The 24,079-nt window shown below is 38.0% G+C and carries 11 protein-coding genes; 7 read left to right on the top strand and 4 right to left on the bottom strand.

The features are described from left to right. Positions 1–5 precede the first annotated feature (5 nt). From ACLI50_RS13680 to ACLI50_RS13665, 4 genes are all read left to right on the top strand, one after another. Positions 6–1,085, top strand: a complete 1,080-nt coding sequence (locus ACLI50_RS13680) for an HD domain-containing protein (RefSeq protein ID WP_411414014.1) — start codon at positions 6–8, stop codon at positions 1,083–1,085. After that, positions 1,066–2,853, top strand: coding sequence for an ORC-CDC6 family AAA ATPase (locus ACLI50_RS13675; protein ID WP_411414013.1), 1,788 nt, complete (start codon positions 1,066–1,068; stop codon positions 2,851–2,853). Before ACLI50_RS13680 ends, ACLI50_RS13675 begins: the two co-directional genes overlap by 20 nt. Before the next feature lie 3 nt (positions 2,854–2,856). Then, positions 2,857–3,816: a hypothetical protein gene (locus tag ACLI50_RS13670; protein WP_411414012.1), complete on the top strand. Its 960-nt coding sequence runs from the start codon at positions 2,857–2,859 to the stop codon at positions 3,814–3,816. A gap of 247 nt (positions 3,817–4,063) precedes the next feature. Then, on the top strand, positions 4,064–5,323 hold the full coding sequence (locus ACLI50_RS13665; RefSeq protein ID WP_411414011.1) for a hypothetical protein: 1,260 nt from the start codon (positions 4,064–4,066) through the stop codon (positions 5,321–5,323). Between the two features lie 116 nt (positions 5,324–5,439). Here the strand turns inward: ACLI50_RS13665 and ACLI50_RS13660 are convergent, their stop codons facing one another. Continuing rightward, positions 5,440–6,138: a DUF1826 domain-containing protein gene (locus ACLI50_RS13660; RefSeq protein ID WP_411414010.1), complete on the bottom strand. Its 699-nt coding sequence runs from the start codon at positions 6,136–6,138 to the stop codon at positions 5,440–5,442. Positions 6,139–6,334: 196 nt separating this feature from the next. Between ACLI50_RS13660 and ACLI50_RS13655 the strand changes: the two genes are divergently transcribed. Next, on the top strand, positions 6,335–7,153 hold the full coding sequence (locus ACLI50_RS13655; RefSeq protein WP_411414009.1) for a helix-turn-helix domain-containing protein: 819 nt from the start codon (positions 6,335–6,337) through the stop codon (positions 7,151–7,153). Positions 7,154–7,155: 2 nt separating this feature from the next. Here the strand turns inward: ACLI50_RS13655 and ACLI50_RS13650 are convergent, their stop codons facing one another. From ACLI50_RS13650 to ACLI50_RS13640, 3 genes are all read right to left on the bottom strand, one after another. Then, positions 7,156–7,599: a YybH family protein gene (locus tag ACLI50_RS13650; protein ID WP_227941864.1), complete on the bottom strand. Its 444-nt coding sequence runs from the start codon at positions 7,597–7,599 to the stop codon at positions 7,156–7,158. A 145-nt stretch (positions 7,600–7,744) separates the two neighbouring features. Further along, positions 7,745–9,607, bottom strand: coding sequence for a T9SS type A sorting domain-containing protein (locus tag ACLI50_RS13645; RefSeq protein WP_411414008.1), 1,863 nt, complete (start codon positions 9,605–9,607; stop codon positions 7,745–7,747). 70 nt (positions 9,608–9,677) lie between these two features. Further along, positions 9,678–14,570, bottom strand: a complete 4,893-nt coding sequence (locus ACLI50_RS13640; RefSeq protein ID WP_411414007.1) for a PKD domain-containing protein — start codon at positions 14,568–14,570, stop codon at positions 9,678–9,680. 533 nt (positions 14,571–15,103) lie between these two features. On the opposite strand from ACLI50_RS13640, the gene glsA reads away from it, so the two are divergent. Both glsA and ACLI50_RS13630 read left to right on the top strand, forming a co-directional pair. Beyond that, positions 15,104–16,117, top strand: coding sequence for a glutaminase A (gene glsA / locus ACLI50_RS13635; protein WP_411414006.1), 1,014 nt, complete (start codon positions 15,104–15,106; stop codon positions 16,115–16,117). Positions 16,118–17,046: 929 nt separating this feature from the next. Next, positions 17,047–24,072 (top strand): SDR family NAD(P)-dependent oxidoreductase, encoded by a 7,026-nt coding sequence (locus ACLI50_RS13630; RefSeq protein ID WP_411414005.1) that lies wholly within the window; start codon positions 17,047–17,049, stop codon positions 24,070–24,072. Positions 24,073–24,079 lie beyond the last annotated feature (7 nt).

Below are 24,079 nucleotides of genomic sequence, written 5' to 3'. Positions count from 1 at the left end.
ATAAAGTGGCAGGTAATATTAAAAATATAGAAAACGAATTCATTTCTTTAAAGGACAGGTTAGATGATTTTCCTTTGGGGAAAAATTATATTAATAAGTATGAAGAATTCAAAGATAAGTTTAAAGACGAGATACATCCTGAAATTAAAACAAGAATTTTAGAAATTGAAAAGGAAGGTTATTACAATGATCATGGTATAGACCATATAAATATGGTCATTGAAAGAGCTACAAGATTATTGAATAACCTTAATATTACATTTATAAGAGATGAGGAAGGTTTTTATTTATCGCCTTATGAGTTATTTATTTTACTGATGGCAATTCAGTTGCATGATGCGGGTCATCTAATTGCGACCAGATCTGAGCATGCAGAGAAAGGAAAAGAGCTATTGGCAAAGTTTGATTCAGGAAGATCTTTATCGACTGCCGAAAGGATGCATATAGGTAATATTGCAAAAGCACATGGGGGGAAAAAAGACCCTATAGGAGCATTACCTTTACAAGAAAATATTTCTCATCAGAAAATCAGGCCTCAGTTTTTAGCTGCAATTTTAAGGTTAGCTGACGAACTTGCAGAAGATAAAAGTAGAGCTTCTAACTTTTTATTAAATATTGGAGCAATTACACCAACAAGTGAAATTTTTCATAGATATTCCGCAGCTTTAGAAAGTATAACTATATCTGGAGGAGAGCTAAAATTAGATTTTTATATTCAAGATGAATTTTTGTTAAAGATGTTTCCCATAAAAACTAAAAGCGGTATTATTGATAAATACCTTCTTGATGAAATTTATGATAGAACATTTAAAACTTTTACTGAAGCTTTATATTGTAGTAGATTTTTACCCGAAAAAGCACGGATTACTATTGTAAAAGTAAATATTCATATCCTAAAAAGTAAAAATGATGATGTGATTAAAAATATTTATTATGAATTAAAAGAAACAGGTTATCCTTTTATTTCAGATCAAGATATTTACGATCTATGTGAGTCTCTTAAAGAAAATGAATTAAAAATTAATGGTGAGTTTATTAAAAATTTTATAGAACAACTATCTGACTATGAATCCATTCGAAGTTAAAACCCCTGAAGATGTAACCGCAAGTGAAGTTCACGAACTTTTTGTAGATGTTTTTACAGATTTTTATCAAGTAAGAGAAGTTGGGCATACATTTTTAAATGGACCGAGAGGATCAGGTAAAAGTATGATGTTTAGGTATATGATGCCTGATTGTCAAATGATAGATAAAAATTGTTCTATTAGTGGTTTAGATTACTTTAGCTTATATGTACCAATCAAATTGACAGATATTAATTATCCTGAACTTGAGAGATTAAAAAGTAACTCTAATACATTTTTTAATGAACATTTATTGACAACACATGTTGCAAGTAAATGTTTTAATTATTTATTGACTTTTAGAGACGAAATTAATGATCATAAAGACGAAATTGAAAAATTTTACAAAAGTGTATTCCTATGGTATGTTGATTTGTCTGGAGGAATAATTGATAATTTTGAAACAGAATTTACATCTTCAGTTGAATGTGTTGAAAGTATGGTGAAAATTATTGATAAAATGCAGTTAGAATGTAAAGGATATTGTAAAAGAATTGCAATGAACCCTAATTCTCTTGAAGAATATAAGGGGTCTTTATGTAATTACTTAGATTTTTTATATCCAATATTGTTAAAATTAAAAGAACTATCTTTTCTACCTAAAGATAAAGCTCTTTTTTTATTAATAGATGATGCGGGGTATCTAAATATAACCCAAACAAAAATTTTAAATACTTGGGTTTCATATAGAACTTCAAAATTTGTTAGTTTAAAAATTTCAACACAACTAGATTACAAAAGCTATAATACTGTAAACGATAAGACAATTGATTATCCTCATGATTATTCTCAGATAAATATTGCAACTATCTATACATCATCTGGAAAAAATTATTATCAAAGAATTGAAAGCATTGTAACGAAGAGGATTCAAAAATATTTAGGCAAAGAAATTGATCCGAAAGCTTTTTTTCCAAATGATACAAATCAAGAAAATGCAATAAATAAAAAATACGACGAAATAAAAGAGAAGTTTGAAAATGAAGACAAGAGTTATGCGGGTACAGATGCAGCTAGAAGATATGCAACATCCGAATATGTAAAAAGTTTAATTGCGGGAAGATCAGGAGGGACATTTAATTATGCTGGTTTTGATAATTTAGTAAATATTTCTTCAGGAATTATACGGTATTTTTTAGAACCTGCATCAACCATGTTTTCGGAGCATTTATCAAGAGATAATAAAAATATAAATGATGTTGACTTTATCCCAATCAGAATCCAAAATGAAGTCATTAATGATTTTTCTCAAAAATTTTTGGAAGATGAGTTTAAAAAGGTGATAGAACAGCATGGTGATGTATCAAGTACTGAAAGATTAAGCAAGGCAGATAAGTTGTATAATTTGATAACAGGCTTAGGAGGTATGTTTCGTAAAATATTTGTTAGTGAGAGAACTGAACGAGTTGTCTTTTCTGTCGGATTAAATGATTTACCAGATGATGAATTAAGAGAAATTTTAGATCTGGCTATTCATTATGGATATTTACATCAAAGTACAATTGGTAATAAAAAAGGTACAGGAAGAAGTAAATTATTCATTTTAAGTAGAACTTTAGCTCCTTTTTTTAAACTTGATCCAACTGGATTTAGAGGTTATAAATTTATGAACAGCAGTGTCCTAAAAACATGTTTGACAAATCCTCAATCATTTATAGAAACTACTACAAAGAGCTTCACTGCAGGTGATAATTTGCAACCGACTTTATTTGATAATTTAGATGATTAAAATATGAAAGTACAATTTTCTAATTTATATTCAGTAATAAATAATATTGATTTATTTATTTGTTCATCAGGGTTTGAAACTAGATCAAAATCCTTTCCTTTGGCACTAGATGTGGATCGTGTAAAAAATGGATTTATTTTTCATATTGATGAGAATTATACTGTATCTTATGAAAATCTTAAAGAGTTAGAAAATAGGATGCCATATTTAAAAACAATTCAGCATCCTAAAAATAATCCGCTTGAAACATATGATATTATATTAGAAAAACTGACTGGTTTTTATAAAGATCAGAACCCTCATGAAAAACTCAATATAATTATTGACATAACAACTTTCACAAGAGAAGTTTTACTAATACTATTAAAAGCCCTGAATAATGAGTGGTATTTAAACAGATCTAATATTCAGTTAGTATATACACCAGCAGAAAATTATCCATGTGAATGGTTAACAAGAGGTGTTCGTTATATACGATCTATTTTTGGCTATTCAGGTATGATATTACCAAGTAAAAAATTAATGTTGGTAATTTTGAATGGTTTTGAGAATGAAAGAACAGAAGAAATAATTAATTCTTTTGAACCAAATGCTATTCTTCTTGGTAGACCTTCATATGAAGAATCTATTAATGAACAATTAAGTAATAGAGGAAAAGCAAATTTTGATGAGATTAAACAAAAATATCAGTCTAATATAATTGGAGAATTTGAATTTTCTTGTGTGGAGATTGAAAAAACAATAAAAGTTGTTGAAAATCTTATTAATACACATGGTGAAGAATATAATATTATTTTATCTCCTCTGAATAATAAAATTTCAACAATAGCTGTGGCATTTGTTGCATTGAAAAATGAGAATATTCAGATTTGTTATGCTTCTGCAAATCAATACAACATTAATGAATATTCTACACCAAGTGATTATTTTTTATTTTTTGATATGAATAGTTTTTTAACATAATTACAAAAGTTGTTTCCACAGTGCTTCTATTATTTATAATTTATTGATAATCAAGATTCACTACTTTTGCATCGGGAAATAACTCCAACCTCCTTTATAACCTTTCAAAAATTTCAAATCCGCAAACATAAAACAGCCCTTTCCAAGGCTGTTTTTCATTTATAAAGCCTCTTCAACTTCAAAAATAGCGAAAAAGGGTAATTTCCCGATAATAGTCTACACGGTACCTTTATCAAAAATAAGTATCATGGACGCAATTATTAAAAAACTATCCATTTTAAGTGCGCTGGTTTCACTGATGAGTTTCTGTTCCTTCCTGTTTGCGCAGGTTTATCCAATCGGACAGATGTTTTTGACTACTTACGGTCAGTCTTTTACGATGTACAATACAGGGGTGATTGTTCAGGATGGCAATCCGGGAAATGCCGGCCAGGCCGTATATGATCAGACCGGAATTAATTATTTACTCTTGCCGTCTGCCATTCCTTATCAAAAGGCTTTTTTCCTGGATTTTAATAAAAATATTATAGAATTAGATTACAGATATGGATACCGCGTCGTGGGTTATTCCAATATTCCAGTTCCTCCACCGCCGCCTATGTATCTGCCAAAGCCTACGTACGATAATCAAATAGGAATTGAAACCGCTGACGGATTAAGACCTTTACCCACCCAGATTATTGACGAGCAAAAACCTTATGGGGATGTCATGATGACCAGTGAGCAGAATGCCGTGGATTGTTATAAAAATTCTTTGAATTTTGATGGCTCATTAAACCAGTTGAAATTCGGGGACTGTATGGTAACGAATATGGCAGGACAGAAAGAGCTTGAAATTTATAAATGTGCCAAAAATTCTGCTACCATGGAAGAACAAAGCCTTTGTATGCTCAGTATTTTAGGCGGTTCAAAAGAAAAACAAATTACTCAGGATATGCTGAAATGCTATAAAGAGTATGGCGGTAATTATGAAATGTATCCTCTTTGTTTCGCTGATAAAGTCAATGATCCTGAACTCAAGCAATTAGTTTCCTGCTTTAAAGATCAGGCCAACAGTGGAGAAATATCTTTTATGGGAACTGCGGTTTGTTATGGTGCAAGTAAGCTTAATCTGAATACAGAAGCTCAAATAGCCGTGGAATGTGCGGTAAGCACTGGAGGCCAGCCGTATGCATTTGCAGGATGTGCGGGCGGCCAGTTAACCTATCGTGAATTAAATAAATGTCTAACAAACGGAGTTGGTGGTGACAACGGCTGTTTTGGAAAAAATAATACGATTGTTAAAGGATTAAACCAGATTGGAGACGCTTTAAAAGGTCAGTTTGGTCCTAACAACGATATCGTCAAAACATGGAATACGACTGTTCATGATTTACAATACGGCCCCGGAAAAAATCATGAAGCGGTAAAGGTGGTCAGAAACATTAGTAACGAGCTTGGGAAAGCAGGAACTAATGTAGCCAAAGAAATAAAAAAGGTAGTGCCCAAAATAAAAATAAAATGGTGAAGCTGATCTTCTGAAAATAAATAACTGATATGTAACTCAGTCTATCAATTATGAAAATCCAATATCCTGATGATGTTGGATTTTTCATGACCTCATTGATTTCGATGCAAATTGAATTAACAAATCAGGAGAAGCCTGTATTCACCATCATTTTCCACAGGTGCCCTGTGAACACATGGCAAAGCGGATTGCTCAGGATGATCTACTGCAATACGCCAAAGATGGCCAATTCCTAAATTGACAGGCTCTGCATCGGGCTTAGGCTGATAATGAAGATCAAAGAAATACTCTTTCAGGAAGTCTTCAAATTCGTCTTCAGTGCCATCATATAATTTTTTGAGCTGTTCCCGGACTTCAGGAATTAAAATTTTCTGTTCCACCTGATCATTAGCGATGATATCACTCGCTGTTCCGTGATAAGTGCATAGAAAAGTATCTGTTGCAACAGGCGAACGGTCTACATGATACGAGTATACATCCGTTGAAATAAAACCAAGCTCTTCATCCCGTTCATAGTTTTTAAGCAAATTAAGAACCGGTGAAGCTCCGAAATCTGTCAACAATTTCAAATCATGTAAGATAATTCCTCTCGCCACATTCCCCTCTTCCGTCAGCTGCAGTGCTAAGAGATCGTCTGAAGAAACTACTGTGATATTCTCTTTCAAACGAAGCTTGGAAACAATTTCTGTAAAATCACCGGCCAGGTTTCTCTGCCAGCAAACCGCATTCCGGACTCCCTGAAAAGAGGTATTTACAAGTTCGGAAAAAGAAGAAACCACCTCTATTTGAGGATTGTCAGAAAATGTATCGCTCATATTTTTAAATAAACCCTTTTAGCGGGTTAATTCTCTGCAAAAATACGGAATAGGTTGTTTATAAACCTTCACTACAAAAATCCTGATATCTTTTTATAATGGAATTTTATTTTACCAATCTTCTCTTGAATTCATATCATATTTATTCCTAAATTCGAACAGACTATCCGTCAATGAATTAACCCCTACAACAGCTATGCAAATTTTACCATCCGCCAGCTTAGCACCTTATATAAAGAGTTATACTATTGTTACCATTGATAAGGATCTCCGGGATGAAGTATTTTACCCCAGCGGATATGTAGATCTGATTATCAATATCTCCGGTGGTTTTGCTGCTACCACAATCAACGGTAAACAAAAAGATACTCCGGATATAGAATTGCTGGGACATCTCACTGTTCCGACCCGTCTCAGCGCAGCAAAAGAAACTTCAGTCCTTATAGCAAGGATCTACCCACATGCCGGCAGCTTATTTTTTTCTGATCCTTTGTCAGAATTTACCAACTATGCCACCGATATGTATGATGTAACAAAGAATGAGAGCAGAGAAATATACGACCGTATCATGCAGGCTGGCGATCTTTATTCAAAAATCAGTGTTTTAGAAATGTATTTTCTTCAACAGCTGAAAAAAAATGAATCCCAGATAAAGAAAGCCGCAACAATCCAGGCACTCAGCCAACAGTTTTTTATGAATGAACACTCATTAGATTTACCTGCCATGGCGCAAATTTCAGGGCTGTCAGAAAGGTATATCCAAAAGCTTTTTCTTGCTCATATCGGGATACCCCCTTCATCTTTTGCTGCGGTTACCAGATTTAACAAAAGCCTGCCCATGATTCTCAACACCCGGAAACCCCTTACAGCGATAGCTTATGAATGCGGGTATTATGACCAGGCACATTTTATTAAAGAGTTTAAAAAATTTACAGGCATTACCCCTTCCGCATCCAGACATTCACTGATCAAAAATGATACGGATCTTCAGCAGGCTGTTAATATTGGTTTTTAGCTTTATTTTGCTGGATGATTACTGCTGAACATATCACGATGCATCTTCCATCCGTCTTTTGTATTTTTCCAGATGACGATCACTTTTCCGTCATCCAGTTTTTTACCTTCTAAATCTGTCATTTCATAATAACTTTCTTCGGTAACCGAGGTTCTGCCATCTCCGTACAGGTTTTGAATCATGAACTTAACATGTACTTTCGGGCCGTTTTTAAAGAAAGAAAGTATTTGTTCCTTTCCGCATAATGGCGCAGCATTGGGTGGAAAAAGACATGCATCATCAGTATATCGGGTCAGGATAGAACCGTCATTTTTATTAGCCAGATCAGCATAGATTCCGTTACTGGCTTCTATGGTTTTTCTTACTGTTTTCATAAGATCAGTGTTTTGAGCATTACACCAGAATGCAAATAGTAATAATCCGCTTAGAGTAAGTAATTTTTTCATTGTAAAAATTTTATACAAAACAATGCATTTCCGAAATCCCAAAATTGTAAAATTGCGAACAGACCGATCTTTTTCAACAAAAAACGGTGTTTTCCAATGGAAACACCGTTTATATATAAGGTTATTGATTTTCAGTTTTGTTTTTTTACTTCTTCAGTATCTTTTCTGTTACTGTTGAAGATTTTGTTTTAAGTTTAATATAATATACTCCTGTCTGAAGAGAAGATAATACGATCTGTTCCTGCATCATATTCAAAGTTCCCTGTTTTACCAGTTGTCCCGTAGTTCCAAAGATTTCATAGGAAACCAAAGGCTCTTTGCTCCTGATGGTAAGCACATCCTGAACCGGATTCGGGAATAATTGAATTCCTGCGTGTACGGCTGCTTCCTCTACCGACATCTGGCTGCATGCTGACTTAGAATATTTAGTAATGAAAGACTGGGATTTTCCTCCCGTCACATTTACTGTCATGGTATTGACATTATCATTGGAATCTGTAAAGAGCTGGTCATGAAAAAGACCGCCTAGTACATAATTTCCATCTTTATCTACAGCAATGGCTGTAAATTCATCCTGAACCTGAAAATTACTATGAATTTCTCCGGTTCCAATTACTGCACCCGTATCTTTATTGAAACGTACCAGCAAAGGATCTGATAAATCTGAATTAGGACGTGTCATTGAAAAGCTTCCCCAAATCTCATTCCAGCTTCCTTTGGCGAAGGCCAGTTCATTTCCGTTCAGTGCCAGTTTTCCTTTCATGAAACGGTACGCAGAAAAGCTTGTAAGCCCATCCGGAACTTTTGCCCATTGTACAGCTCCATCAGCATTCAGCTTCATCACAAAAGGAGTCTGTCCCTGATAATTTTGTACAGGAAAAGAATAGTTTCCGAAAGTGGTAGGAACTGTTCCTGAAAAATAACGTCCAGAAATATAAATATCTGAAGAACCTGAACCTTTGATTACGGAATGAATTTCATCATCCATAAATGCCGGTAAGCTATTGTCAAATTCTTTTCTCCATAATTCAGCTCCGGTACTTCCGTTAAAAGCAAGTATATAGGCATTTTTTGTAAAAGGAATATTATTGTACGAAAGACTTTCCATAGTACTGCTGTAGTTTCCTACCATTCTTTTTCCTGCCAGATAGTATCTGTTTAAGCTTTCATCGTACAGCAGATTTACTTTACCATCAGTTCCTCCTGCAGTTAATCCTCCGCTTATAGGAAGCAATAGTGGCGTTGCAGGTGTCATACTCCCGTTATCATAGTTGAATTTAACCAGATAGTACTGAAAGGAGGTAGTGAAGGTTGAAGGCACGGTAATTAAACCATTTAAATGATTTCCTGCTCTGAAACCCATAACAGCATGAATATTTTTGGATGAATCCATATACATCATCTGAACATCACAACGTCTGCTGAGATAACTGACATCTCCCTGCAAAGCTTTACTCCAATCCAATGTTCCGTCAGAAGTTTTATATTTAAGCAGATATGCCGCTTTATGCGCCGGTTCTACTGTCTGATCATAATAGGTATACAAAGGCATGGTGTGAGTAGCATCAAAATGCATAGGAAGAGCGGTAGGATCGCCGCTGTAAGAATTATTATAAAGAGTAGCCATTACATATAAACCACCATTATTATCCACTTCAATATGCCAGGCATTTTCACCATCTTCTGATCCGCCAATAACGGTAGACCACAGTGCATTCCCCTGACAATCCGTAGCAAACAAAATAAGATCACGTAGTCCATAATTAGGTACAGCCACCCCATTCAGATTCTGGCCTCCATTCCATACACTTGCGAGATAATAGGTGTTGTTATTGTTATCTACAACAATATCCCGTATAGATTCATCAAATTGGTAATTAAACCCCGGATCGGCAGAACCGGATTGGCCGCCGGCCTGTTTTGCCCATTGCCACTGGTAAGTCTGGCTGAAAGATAATACCGGCAACATCAATAGTAATCCCCAAAGCTTGTTTTTTAGTTGTATCATATAAATTCATTTAATTATCACATACTATAAAAAACAGTGCTCTCCGAAGAGAACACTGATTTATAAGTCACTAATTTTTAATTAGTTTCCCTTGTAATGATGTGTCTCCCGTTTGCACAATAACGATATAAACGCCTTGCAGCCAGCTGGAAACTTCCACGTCTACCTCTCCGGAAGCCGCTTTCACTTCTTTACGGAATTTGACATTGCCCATGGCATCAAAAACTGTAATCTGTTTTGCCAATAACTTTTCGTTACCTGTATTGTATGAGATTTTCACTTTTTCCTTCGCAGGATTTGGTATCATTTTCAGAGAAGAAACTGCAGCAGCGGTAACACTTCTTGATGCACTTCTCATGCCTATCCATTCCGGATCTACCGCTTTGGTACTAAACTTACATGTCTCATTATAGAATAAAACCTCGTCTGTACCCTGGAAGTTTGGATTTGGATAGAAAGCTAACGGATTAGCATTCAAATCATACACTCCTCCTGCAGGAATGGTAATAATAGACGGAATATAAGTTCCGTATCCGTTAACACTTGAAACATTAAGACTTATTGGCTGTCCTCCGGCATTGTGAATAATACCAGAAACAGAATAATGGTCTCCTACCCACTTCATTGGTTTAATATCTCCTTCAATCTTACAATCTGTTTCGTATCCACAATCTTTACCTGGATAGTAATTCATGGTTCCTGATGTATACTGGCATCCTAAGTGATTTACCTGTAATTGGTATGTACCAGGAGAGCCGATATATAACGGGAAGATAAAGTTATTGTTCCCGGTTTGAATACTGTTTCCGAACAACATCCAATCATGATGATCAAATACCCCTTTTGGTCCTATAATATAATTCTTCTCTCTAAGACATTCATCATAGCATCCTGTAGGGAATACCCACATCAGGCTTTCAAGGCTTAATGGTACTTCCACAGAGCTGGATACTTTACAACCGCTTGGCGCAGTATAAGTAACCTGGAATACACCACCTTCATTGACTGTAATTGTCTGACCAGACATTCCATTACTCCAGTTATAATTTCCTGTAGATGGTCCTGATGCAGTTAACTGGATTTTATAAGGCTGGCAGCTTACCAAACTATACGTTGCCGTAATAGATGATGGCGGATTACTTACCGTAAGGGTAAAGTTTTTAGAGCTTACACATCCTGATGTACCCGGAGTTCTTACCTCAAGAGTATAAACATAGGTACCTGCAGCTAATGATCCTGTATTAAGAGTGATCGGATAAGGAGCAGAAGTCCATGGTATAACTACTGAACCTGCTTTCTTCCATTGGTATTCTAATGTATTATCTGTTACAAGACCAGTCAGTATGGTAGAAGATCCTGCACAGATAGTAGCTTTACCAGAAATATTTACATATGGAGCATTTTTAACCGTTACTGTTGCAGGTTTAGTACTCATGATGCTTGTTTTACAACCATCAGGTGATACCAATACCGGCCAGTAAGTTCCCGACTGAGTAGGCGTGAATGTCATTGAATTTGGAGCTCCAGGCACCGGCTGTGAACCATTCATCCAGATATACTGGCTGGCAGTTCCTACCGAACCATTAAATACAAGTGTAGGAACAGATCCTGCACAGGCAACTACGTTAACAGGTGAAATATTACCATCAATGGAAGCTTCATTCACGCTAATGTTTGCAATTGGTGAAATATATACACATCCGTTAGGAGTAGTTACTTTTAGCTGTATTGTCTTGGCACCACTTGTATTATAGGTAACCGTAGCAGTTGCTCCCGAAGCTACATACGCTGTACCATCAAAAAGCCATGTGTAGGTATTAGCCGAGTTGTATCCCGGTGCAGTGAATGTAATAGGTTCACGTACACATAGCCATGCCGGAACCAGGAAGCTGGTACTAGGAACCGGAGCTAATGTAATCGTCTGTGTAGTGGTACACGCTGGTTTCCCTGGCGCAGACATTGTCATGGTGAAGGTATAAGTACCTGGCGCAAGGTTGTTATAAGTAGCCGTCTGTCCTGTTTGAGTTGGCTGACCCGGGCTGGTGAATGTATACGTAATAGATGACTGGTTAATCTCAAATATAGTAGAACTGTTAAACAGAGTCACATTATATCCGCCTCCGCTGCACACCGTGCTTACACTGAATTTAGGCTCGTAGTTCTTTCTTACTTCTACTGCTTTGCTGTACCAGCATGAACCATATCTTAAACGTACAAAAACAATATGTGCTCCTGCAAGTGTAGTCTGATACGTTGCTGTAGGCTGTCCCTGAGGAGAAGTTAAAGTAAGTACGTTGTCTGATGACCATTCTATCTGATCAGGAGTTCCGTTATACGTTAACCCTGATGTTGAAATTGTATTACAACCTGACCACGCAGCTGTAAAGTTGATCTGAGGATCTGTATTACAAGTTCCGCTGCTTGGGCAAAGCTGGCTCACATTAATATTCTGTGAAGAAACCACACAACCATTAATATCTACAGCCTGTACTCTATAAGTTCCAAAAGCACCTGCACCGCCTATGGTGTATGAGTTGGTTGTAGCACCTGATATAGGTGAATTGTTTTGGAACCACTGCCAGGAAGTAATATTGGTAAGTCCTGTAGAACTATTTGCCGTAAGCGTATACGGTGTCATTGTTGTAGGATCACATACCAGGATATTATATACCGGAGAAACTGTAATAATAGTTTCAGGATAGATTGTAAAGTTTGCGCTTGCAGTAGGCTTATAGTTACATCCGTTAGTTCCTGTATAAGTTACTGTAACCGTTTGAGAAACGTTACTTCCTGATCCGTTTTGAATATATCCGTTATTAGGGAAGCTGTAATTTCCTGATGGATTATAAGTGGTATTATAGGTATTTCCGTTTGCAAAAGTGAAAGTTACACCCGTTGCTGAAGTGATTGATCCCTGATTAACAGAGAATGTAAGGTTGGAACCTAAACAGATTCCTCCAACATTTGTGAAGCTTACCACAGGAAGCGGTAATAAAGATACCGGAACACTGATGATTTTTGTAACTCCACATTTTACAACTCTCAGGTTCAGCATAGTGCTGCTTGTTGTAGAGATTTCGTTGAAGTTGACAGTAATGTTACTGGTACCCTGTCCTCCTACAACACTTCCGAAGTTAGGACTTGCGAATGTCCATTCCATAAAATCAGGAACAATACCGTTCAGATTTGCAGTAAATGTCTGTGTGCTGCTCGGACAGAAAGGTCCGCCCGGATTAGGATTAACCGTAATGGTATTAAGGTCTAACGGCGCTACACTGAACGAAATCGGAGCAGAAAGACATCCTGCATTACTCATCGATTTATTCTGTGCAGATACTGAATAGGATGAAGCACCCGTATTAAAGATAACCGTTACAGAAGATCCTGCATTACTACCCTGGATTGTTCCGTTAGTAACACTCCAAACCGGAACCATTCCCGGATCCACTGAACTGATGGTATACACATAAGGTTTTCCAGGACATACTTTTGTCTCACCTGAAATAGTTCCTGTAGGGGGCTGCGGAATTGGTAATACCTTAATAATTCTTGGGTTACTTTCACAATCTCCTCCTTGCTTCACAGCAACGATAGTATAGGTTCCCGCGGTGTTAAAAGTATAGCTGAATGGCCCGGATACTACTCCCGAAGTCACAGTAGAGCCTCCGGTAGTTACTTTCCAGATAACAGGTACATTAGGGGTAGCTGTAAATGTCTGGCTTGTTCCCGCACAGATCTCATCCGTACCGCCGCTTATCGTTACAGGCTGTTCAACAGTGATATCAATTGAGGCATTTCCTTCACAAGCTAATAAAGTATTGTAGTAGGTGGCCTCAAGGTGATATGTTCCGGGCTGAGTAGCCGAGAAAACAATTTCATTTCTCTGCTGGGTATTAACCAGCAGCCCTGTTCCAGGCCCGGATACATTCCAGTTAACTTTTGTCGTAGGCCATTGAGGAATAGAATAGGTATATTGCTTTCCGGCGCATACTTTATCCTGTCCTTTAACTTTTGCATTCTTTAAAATCACTGGGATTTTAACTGTAGTCCATTCAGGGCAGGCACATTCAGACATATACATGACATACCCGAAACCGTCCAGAGGATCCACCTGATCCCAAACTACTTCAATTTCGTTACCGTTATTGTTTATAATGTTTCCACCAATAACTTTCCATTGTCCTTTGTTACACCCATCCTGAGCATTGTATTTCTCAGTACTTCCTTCACATACTACAGAAGCACAATTGATCTGTACAGGATAAGATTTTACTACCTTGATTTCCTTTCTGTACTTGCTCTGGCATCCGCACTTATTGGTTACGGTAAGCTGGATGGTGTAAATACCGGGATTAGTGTAGATATGAGACGGCTCAAAAGCTGTGGAAGTGGAAGTAGTTCCATCTCCGAACTGCCAGAAATAATTGACAATATCTGACCCTCCGTTTTGTTCGGAAAGGTTATCAAAATACACCGTTGTATTATTACATACCGTGTAATCCAGATTAAGCAATTCAAACTTAGCAATAGGTCTGTTGATTTTTTCAATACAGATGGTCTGTGTTTCCACAGTTCCGTCATTGTATGTGATAACAGCCTGTAAAGATCCATTACCGGCGGCACCCCACGTAACATACGCCAAGGTATTTCCGGTTCCGGAAATTGTGGCAGTTCCTCCTGAAACTGACCATTGTACATTAGAAACGTTGGATCCCTGAACAAGATATTTGACAGGGTCTATTGATTTCTCGCAGACGCGGAGGCACTGCGCAGAATTGATGTAGGAACTGGCGATACCGTTGTCAGGAACCTGACCTTCTTTTTCGCCGCGGAATTCCTGGCATCCGACCTCTTCGGTCCATGTAATTTGAGCTTGTGCTTGCAGTACCCAAGGTACCAGAAGCCAACATAGCAGGAGCCATCTGAAGACGTGCTGCCTGCCAAAGTAGGTGTTGTTTTTCATAGTTATTAAAAAAGTGTTATTAATTTTTTGTCAAATTAATAAAAATAATAATACAAAAATCATTTAATCGTGAAAAAATAACATTATTTCACAACTGAATTTCAACAATATAAACAAATTCGTGATTATATGCTATTTCACCAACATATTAGTTATGTAAAAAAATCCTTATGCTACGGTCAATGTAGGCGCTCCAACCTCATTTTAATAGAATAAAATCATTCATTTTAGCTTATTAAAAACTAAAACAAACAACAAAAAAGTAAATAAAATTAATTTTTTACTTTAAAACAATAATTCAAATTAAAATTAATCACATATAAAAACAGGTAAAACAACAAACTTTTATCCATTTCTTTTCTTAAAAATTTCTCATGTAATCCGGCAATTTAATCTTCTTCAATAAGCAACACCTATACAGACCTGCACCGATATTCATAACCACGATAAAGAGAATTGCTGACAAGATTAAAATACTTTATCTTTGTTTTTCAAGGCTTATCATCAACATTATATTTGAATATACCTTCCCTATGAAAAACAACAGCTTTTTATTCTCTGCTAAAGGAATCTGTACAGCAGCTTTTATTTCCTTAAACACAATTGTTTATGCTCAGAAAACCGCAGATATCTCAACCATTTCGGACAAAACACTAAACAGCATCCTGGAGAAGAACAGAGCTTATTACAGCCAGGGAAAAGTAGCTGATTATATTCCTGAACTGGGAAAAATGGACGCTAAAGCAATAGCCTTTTCAGTGGTAGACAAAAATGGGAAAGTATTCAATGCCGGAGATATCAATAAAAAATTCACCATGCAGAGCATTTCCAAAATCATATCGTTAATGGTGGCTGTCAATGAAAAAGGAGAAACCAATATCTTTGAAAAAATGGGATATTTCGGTTCCGATAAACCTTTCAACCATTTTTCCAACCTTGAAACTACAGGAAAGCCGCTTAATCCTATGATGAATGCAGGGGCAATTCTTACTACTTCATTAATTTCCGGTGACGGAGAAAAACCATTCCTGAAGATACTGGATATGGTAAGGTACATCACCAAAAACCCGTCCATAGATTACAACAAATCAGTTTACGAATCTGAAAAATCAACAGGACACCGCAACCGTGGAATGTTTTATATTATGAAAAACAGCGGACTGATTTCGGGAAATGAAGACCAGCTGGACAACTATTTCAAGCAGTGTTCCATTGAACTTACCGCTGAGGATCTTGCTAAAATAGGTTATTTCTTTGCCAACCAGTGCGTAAGATTCGACGGAGATACCACTTTTAAAAATGCCGATATGGCCAAACTGATAGAATCACAAATGCTGACTGCCGGAATGTATGAGTTCAGCGGTGAATATTCCAGAATGGTAGGACTGCCAAGCAAATCCGGTGTAGGAGGCGGAATTACCGTAAGTGTTCCGGGAAAAATAGGAATCGGAGTTTTCAGTCCTGCTTTAGACCAGCATGGAAATTCTCTGGCCGGCTATCATATGATTTTAGATCTGGCCAAACAGTATGGATTAAGTATCTTTTAGTTTTTTAAACCAACAACAACTCACCTGCAATCCTGCTCACTGAAAGGAATTTTACTTCAATGATCCCACAAAGCATGCCAATGGCTTATTAACAAAAACAACAACAATCGACACATAAGAAACAGTAAGCATATCAAACACTTACTGTTTTTTTTATGAATTTCGGAAACATATATTAATTATTCTTAAAATATCCTATCTATTTCTTTATCAAAAGGATAGGAAAAATTCATAAATAATTTAAATTAAATCACAATATATTGATTAATTTTATATAAATTTGCACTGTCCATTTATCAGATTGACAAAGGAGATTCTTACACTTTCGGACTCTTATCACTGTATATTATCTTTTTGTAATATTACTCAAAACAAATCTCTTGTTTTTGAAATATTTTATTTTTTATTCCTATATTTGCTTAACATTTTTTTAACTATAAATAGTTATAGTTAAAATTACTAAGATTGTATCGTCACGTTTCTAAGAATAATAAAACAATAAATATACTTTAATAGCATTTGAATAATTATACTTTTTATATTAAAAAATAGTTATCAAATTGCATTTATGATTAAATATATAATACAATTTTATTATTTTTATTTCATCGTAACAAAATATCATTGTATATCCCAGTGATATTGATGTTTTGTTATGAAACAACATTACCTATCCCAATACCGTAAATGCTATGAAAAACTTGACCACAATCAGGCTGATGCCCTTTGAACAACCGGACACTAACCTTATATTATGCAATCTATTCCAGACCAATAGATCATTGAATAATTGCCAAAAAAAGATTCAATTCGTTAACGATCTAACAAAAACCAATTTTATTATATCATAATGATAAGCAATTGCCTTATTACCGAAAGGCAAAGCATGTTGTTATGAATCTCTGCTATCATTCAATAATTATCACGCCATGAAAAACTTAACCATTATTGGACTGACGCCTTTTGAAAAGCCGGACGTTACTCTTATATCCAGATTACACCAGGCGGGTGCATTCCCCGTTTTAAGTTTAGGAAATGAGATAACGGCTGCACAGGAAGCGTTACATCAACTTGATCAGATAGACGTACCATCTTATGGTATTTATTTTTCTGCAGACAACTTCGTCTCTCTTCAAATTCCTGAAAAGGTAAGATTTGCGATCCTTCCATTCGGAATGTCTAAGCCCTCTGCGCTGCCTGCAGTTTATCAGGTAACGAGTCTGGAAGAAGCAAGACAGGCTGAACAGGCGGGAGCAGAAGGAATCATTATCAAAGGAAATGAAGCAGGCGGATGGGTAGGCTATGAATCCACGTTTGTATTATTCCAGCGTGTGATCAAAGAAATCCAGAGCATTCCGGTGTGGGTACAGGGAGGAATAGGTCTCCATACCGCAGCGGCAACAAAAGCTTTGGGAGCAACAGGAATTGTACTGGACAGCCAGCTAGCGTTGTTCCCCGAAAGTGCAGTTCCTCAGGATCTGAAAGAAATATGCTCAAAACTGAATGGTACAGAAACTAAGGTGATTGCCAACCATCGCGTATTGGTGAGACCCAACTCACCTTCCTTATCCGAGAATGCAACTGCCGGAGATCTGAAACAATATTTTACAGACCTGGATCTCAGCACTTGTTACATTCCAATGGGACAGGACATTTCGCTGGCCACAGATCTGTATGAAGATTTCAAAACACTGAAAAAACTTATTTTCGGTTTCAAAGAAGCCATGTATGGACATCTGAAGCAGGCAAAAGCACTCAAAGTAATTGATAAAGGAAACTCTTTAGCTCAGGAACTGGGACTGCAATACCCTATTGCTCAGGGTCCGATGACCCGTGTGAGTGACGTTCCTTCATTTGCCAACGCAGTAGCAGATGCCGGAGCTTTACCTTTTGTTGCTTTATCCTTATTAAAAGGAGAAGCTGCAAAGTCTCTGGTAATGGACACCAAAAAGCTGGCCGGAGAAAAAACATGGGGAGTAGGAATTTTAGGATTTGCCCCTCAGGAATTAAGAGATGAGCAAACCTCTTATATACTGGAAGCAAAACCTCCGGTAGTTTTAATTGCAGGGGGAAGACCCGCACAGGCCAAAGTATTTGAGAAAGCGGGAATAAAATCATTCTTACATGTTCCTTCCCCTGCTCTTCTGGATATTTTCCTTAAAGAAGGAGCTAAAAACTTTATTTTTGAAGGACGTGAATGCGGAGGCCACGTAGGTCCGCTGTCCAGTACGGTTCTTTGGGAAAAACAAATTGAACGTATTTTAAAAGAAGAGCATCCTGAAAACATCAGTGTATTTTTTGCAGGGGGAATTCATAACGCCTTTTCAACAGCATTTGTTTCCATCATGACAGCTCCATTGGCTGCAAGAGGAGTAAAAATCGGGGTATTGATGGGTACAGCCTATCTGTATACTCATGAAGCTGTACAGACAGGAGCCATTCAGGAAGAATTTCAGTCCCAGGCTATGCAGGCAAAAGATACGGTCTTGCTGGAAACAGCTCCAGGACACGAAACCCGTTGTTTAAATACAGCTTTTACCCACCATTTCAATACAGAAAAAGCAAAACTTCTTGCTGCCGGAATGGATAAAAAACAAGTCTGGGAACAGCTTGAAAAATTAAATGTAGGCCGTTTACGTATTGCTGCGAAAGGCATAGAACGACAGGGCGATAAGCTTGTCAATATTCCTAAAGAGGATCAGCTGGACTTAGGAATGTATATGATCGGACAGGTAGCCACCATGCAGAATCGTGTGATCTCACTGGCAGCACTTCATCAAAGTGTTGTAGACAATTACGAACATATTCAGGAGGCGGCATTACCGGAAGAACCCGTTTCTACGGAAAAACCGCTGGACATCGCCATCGTAGGAATGGAATGTATTTTCCCGGGAGCTAAAAACCTTGATGAATACTGGAGAAACATCATTTTAGGAAAAGACAGTGTCACTGAAGTACCCGACGAAAGATGGAATAAGGAATTATACTACCATCCGGATTCTGACGGACCGGATGTATCCCACTCCAAATGGGGAGGATTTATTCCTAAAATCGATTTCGATCCATTGGCATTCGGTATTCCACCACAATCTCTTGCCGCTATTGAACCTACTCAACTGTTAACTTTATTGGTTGCCAAGCGTGCCATGGAAGATGCAGGATATGGAGAAAAACACATCAACAGAGAAAACATTTCTGTCATCATAGGGGCTGAAGGAGGAAATGATCTTGCCAACAGCTATAGTTTCAGAGGATATTATAAGCAGGTTTTCGGAGAACTTCATGAAGAAGTAAAAGAAGCCTTCCCACATACGACTGAAGATTCTTTCCCGGGTATTCTGGCAAATGTAATCGCAGGTAGGATTACGAACAGATTAGACCTTGGCGGCAGAAACTTTACGGTAGATGCAGCATGTGCTTCTTCTTTGGCTGCCATTGATCTGGCATGTCAGGAACTTGTATTAGGAAAATCTGATATGGTTCTTGCCGGAGGTGCAGACTTACACAATGGAATTAACGATTATCTGATGTTCTCCAGCACGCATGCTCTATCCAGAAAAGGAAGATGTGCTACATTTGACAGCGATGCAGACGGTATTGCTCTTGGAGAAGGTATTGCCATCCTTGTTTTAAAAAGATATGAGGATGCCGTACGTGATGGAGACCGTATTTATTCAGTGATTAAGGGCGTTGGAGGATCCAGTGACGGAAAAGCATTGGGCTTGACTGCTCCAAGACAGATAGGTCAGGTAAGAGCATTAGAACGTGCTTACACCCAGGCAGGTATAAGCCCTGCATCTGTTGGATTAGTGGAAGCTCACGGTACAGGAACGGTGGTAGGTGATAAAACCGAATTAAGTGCACTGACTAATTTATTCAGCCGTTCAGGGGCATTACCCGGGCAGACTCATTTAGGATCTGTAAAAACACAGATTGGTCATACAAAATGTGCAGCAGGATTAGCAGGATTAATCAAAGCTTCTCTTGCAGTATATCACGGTGTAAAGCCACCTACCCTTCACCTTCAGCAGCCTAACGCGTATTACAATGCAGAAACCAGTCCGTTTGCATTCCATGCAGAAAGTGGATTATGGGCAGAGAAAAACCGTTATGCAGGGATCAGTGCTTTCGGATTTGGAGGAACAAACTTCCATACCGTTATTGCGAACCATCCTAAGCAGGATGATTCAATTGCCATGCAGTCATGGCCTTCAGAACTGTTTGTTTTCCGTGGAGATACATATGAAGAAGCGAAAGAACAGTCCGGTCAGATTAAAACTTTATTAGAAATTAATGATGGTATTCCGTTACAGGATATTGCATACAGCTTAAGCATCAGTTCAGAAAAGCCTATCCAGTTCAGCATTGTGGCTGATACGGTTGAAGATCTGATGATGAAGGTTGAGCTTGTATTGTTAGGAATTGAGACTAAAGATACATTTACCGTGAATAAAAAAGAAGGTAAAGTAGCGTTCACATTCCCCGGACAAGGCAGCCAGAGAATCAATATGGCCCGTGACTTATTTGTCGTTTTCCCGGCCATGCGTAAGATTATTGATAATTATCCTGAGCTTGAAAAAGTGGTTTTTCCATCTAAAACTTTTAATGAAACTGATTTAAAACAACAGAAAGAAACCATTAAAGATACCCGTTTGGCACAACCACTTTTAGGAATTGTAGACCTTGCATTGGCTCAATTCTTAGAATCATTGGGTATTGTTCCAGATATGCTGGCGGGTCATAGCTACGGTGAAATTCCGGCTTTATGCTTTGCAGGAGTATTTGATGAAAATAAACTGGTAGATTTAAGTGTTCAGAGAGCTCAGTCTATTTTAAATTCTGTGGAAGGAGGAGATCCGGGTTCAATGCTGGCAGCAAGCGCTACAGCGGAACGCTTGCAACCGATTATTGCGAAAATAGAAGGATGTTATCCTGTCAACTTCAATGCGCCAACACAATGTGTGATCGCCGGAAATACGGATGCGATCAATAAACTGCTTGAGACACTTAAACAGGAAGGGATTTCTGCTAAAAAACTGGAAGTCGCCTGTGCATTCCACAGTCCGTTGTTAGCAAAATCCAAGGAATTATATGCTGAGGTATTGAAAGATATTCCTTTTGGGGAAATGCAGATTCCAGTGTGGTCCAATACCACGGCAGAAGTATATCCCGCAGATCCGGCAGAAATAAAAGAAAGACTTACTGACCACCTGGTACAGCCTGTAAGATTTGTAGAACAGCTGCAGGCCATGTACAATGACGGAGCAAGAATCTTCATTGAAGTAGGACCGGGAAAAGTTCTTACCGGATTAACCAAGTCCTGTCTGGAAAAAGATCAGCTGACCTTATATGTTGAAGACAACAGCCACAATAAATTCAGTCACCTGCTTTGTATGCTGGCACAATATTTAGGAACCGGCCGAAGCTTTAATATTGAAAAACTTTTTGATGGCCGAAACGTGAAGGTTATTGATCTAAACCAACCTGAGCTTTATAAGAAAAGTCCAGCCATCTGGCGTGTTAACGGGCAGACTGCCCATCCAACTCATGGTAATCTGCCATCTAATGGTGCATTACCACTCATAAACCCTATTCCCATGAACAATTTTACTACGAATCATCAGGCACCGGCAGCTGAAGCGCAATCTACCGCTGAACGTATGCTGCAGGAATATTTAAACAGTATGAAATTAATGATACAAGCACAACGCGATGTGATGCTTTCCTTTATAGGACAGAACCCTCAGGCGTTTCCTGCTCCTGTATATCATTCACCGGTGCAGGCTCCGGCTCAACAGCCAGTTTCTGCTATTCCGGTTCAGCCTGTTCAGCAAGAAAGACCCGTAGCCGTTGCAGCCGTGAAACAGGCTCCTTCAAAAGATATCAAATCCTTATTACTGCAGGTGGTAAGTGACAAAACAGGATATCCTCAGGAAATGCTGGGTATGGAAATGGACCTGGAAGCGGATTTAAGTATCGACTCTATCAAAAGAGTTGAGATCATCGGAACACTTCGTAACGAATTGGGAACTCTGGGCAACGGAAACACCAGCGAAGACACCGTTATGGAACAGCTGGCAGGCATAAAAACATTAAGCGGATTAGTTTCATGGCTTACTGAATTCTCAGGTGCTGAAACAACTGCTGCACCTGAAAAAAACGGAATAGCAACTGAACCCACCGTTTCAAAATCACAAAATCAACCGGCATTTTCTCTTGAAGATCTTCAAAATGCGATTCTGAATATCGTAAGTGAGAAAACAGGATATCCGAAAGAAATGCTGGGTCTTGATCTGGATCTGGAAGCGGATTTAAGTATAGACTCCATCAAACGTATGGAAATCATAGGTGATCTTAAAATCAAGATCGGTTTTGGTCAAAACCTTGAGCAGGCGGATGATGTGATGGAAAAACTGGCGGCCATTAAAACCCTTCGCGGATTGGCCAACTGGATCAGTGAAATGAATGGTGAAAATAATGAAACTACTCACGAAGCTAAAGAAGAAAATACGGTAGAGCCAACTCAAAATGTACTTTCACGTCTTCGTTTTGACATCACGCCTACTGATCCTTCTTTAGTGCAAAACACAGAAGTATTGCAGGGAAAACGTTTTGCCATTACCCAGGATAACAGCACTCACACCTCCGCAATCAAAGAAGCTCTGGAAAAACACGGAGCTATCGTAGAAGTGGCAGATACAGAAAAAGATCTTTCCAACATTGACGGATTAATTATGCTGGACCTGTTCTCAGCAGCTGATAAACCAAGCATTATCGATCATGTGGATCTGATCAAAAAACTGGACTTTGATAAAGCAAAATGGGTATACCTGATCTCTGATATTCCTGCACATCTTCAGGAAATCACAGATGTAAGCGTATTGCGCCATCATCAGGGTTATCCGGGACTTTTCAAAAGTTTAGCCAGAGAATTTGACAATACCGCCTGCAGACTGATCAGCCTTAGCACGCCTCAGGAAGTGGATCAGATTGCTGAAATCACTTTAAAGGAAATCCTTACAAATGATAAACCCGCTGAAATCATTTACAAAAATGATCAGAGACATAAAATAGACATCATCCCTTCTCCATTATCCACAAGCTTGCATGAAGCGCATATCCAGTTGGACCAGAAATCTGTGGTATTGGTACTTGGAGGTGCACAGGGAATCACCGCCGAACTGGTAAAGCATATGTCTCAGGCTTATCCTTGTACCTATATTCTGGTAGGAAGATCCGCAGACCCAAGAAATGAACTTTCTGCGAAAGATTTTCAGGGAATGAAAACCAAAGAGGAAATCAGAGGATTCCTGATCAGATCCGGACAATTCACTTCTCCGGCAGAGATTGAAAAAGAAACAACGAAAATTTTCAAAAACAATCAGATTCTTCGCACTATCCGTGATATGGAAGAACTTGGAAATACGATCATTTACCAATCGCTGGATCTTTGTGACGAAGAAGGTTTGAGCAGATTAATCAGCAATATCTATGAAAAATACGACCGTCTGGATGGAGTCATCCACGGAGCAGGTCTTTTAGAAGATAAATTATTCAAACAAAAGACCACAAGCTCTTTCGGACGTGTATTTGATACCAAAGTAAAACCCCTGCGTGTATTGGCAGAACAGCTTCGTTCCGACTGTCAGTTTGTAGTATTATTCTCAAGTATCGCTTCAGTATACGGTAACAAAGGTCAGACAGATTATGCGGCAGCCAACAGTGTACTGGATGATTACGCGAATGCTTTAAACAAAAGATTAAAAGGAAAAGTAATCTCTATCAACTGGGGACCATGGAAAGGTGCCGGAATGGTTTCTTCCACCCTGGAATCTGAGTACGAACGCAGAGGAATTTCTATGATCCCATTGGATGAAGGAAAAGAAATCTTCCTTAATGAGATCAAATACGGAACGGAAAGCCAGGTGCTGATCATGTCAGGAAATAATTGGTAAAACTCTG

This window comes from Chryseobacterium cupriresistens, from assembly GCF_046614675.1.
GTDB classification, from domain to species: Bacteria; Bacteroidota; Bacteroidia; order Flavobacteriales; family Weeksellaceae; genus Chryseobacterium; species Chryseobacterium cupriresistens.
The sequence above is the reverse complement of the archived record's forward strand: the minus strand, read 5'-3'. Positions and strand labels throughout refer to the sequence as shown.

Coding starts and splice junctions, on each gene's coding strand:
- ACLI50_RS13675 (WP_411414013.1), top strand. CDS start 1,066: ATGAATCCATTCGAAGTTAAAACCCCTGAAGATGTAACCGCAAGTGAA.
- ACLI50_RS13670 (WP_411414012.1), top strand. CDS start 2,857: ATGAAAGTACAATTTTCTAATTTATATTCAGTAATAAATAATATTGAT.
- ACLI50_RS13665 (WP_411414011.1), top strand. CDS start 4,064: ATGGACGCAATTATTAAAAAACTATCCATTTTAAGTGCGCTGGTTTCA.
- ACLI50_RS13660 (WP_411414010.1), bottom strand. CDS start 6,138: ATGAGCGATACATTTTCTGACAATCCTCAAATAGAGGTGGTTTCTTCT.
- ACLI50_RS13655 (WP_411414009.1), top strand. CDS start 6,335: ATGCAAATTTTACCATCCGCCAGCTTAGCACCTTATATAAAGAGTTAT.
- ACLI50_RS13650 (WP_227941864.1), bottom strand. CDS start 7,599: ATGAAAAAATTACTTACTCTAAGCGGATTATTACTATTTGCATTCTGG.
- ACLI50_RS13645 (WP_411414008.1), bottom strand. CDS start 9,607: ATGATACAACTAAAAAACAAGCTTTGGGGATTACTATTGATGTTGCCG.
- ACLI50_RS13640 (WP_411414007.1), bottom strand. CDS start 14,570: ATGAAAAACAACACCTACTTTGGCAGGCAGCACGTCTTCAGATGGCTC.
- glsA (WP_411414006.1), top strand. CDS start 15,104: ATGAAAAACAACAGCTTTTTATTCTCTGCTAAAGGAATCTGTACAGCA.
- ACLI50_RS13630 (WP_411414005.1), top strand. CDS start 17,047: ATGAAAAACTTAACCATTATTGGACTGACGCCTTTTGAAAAGCCGGAC.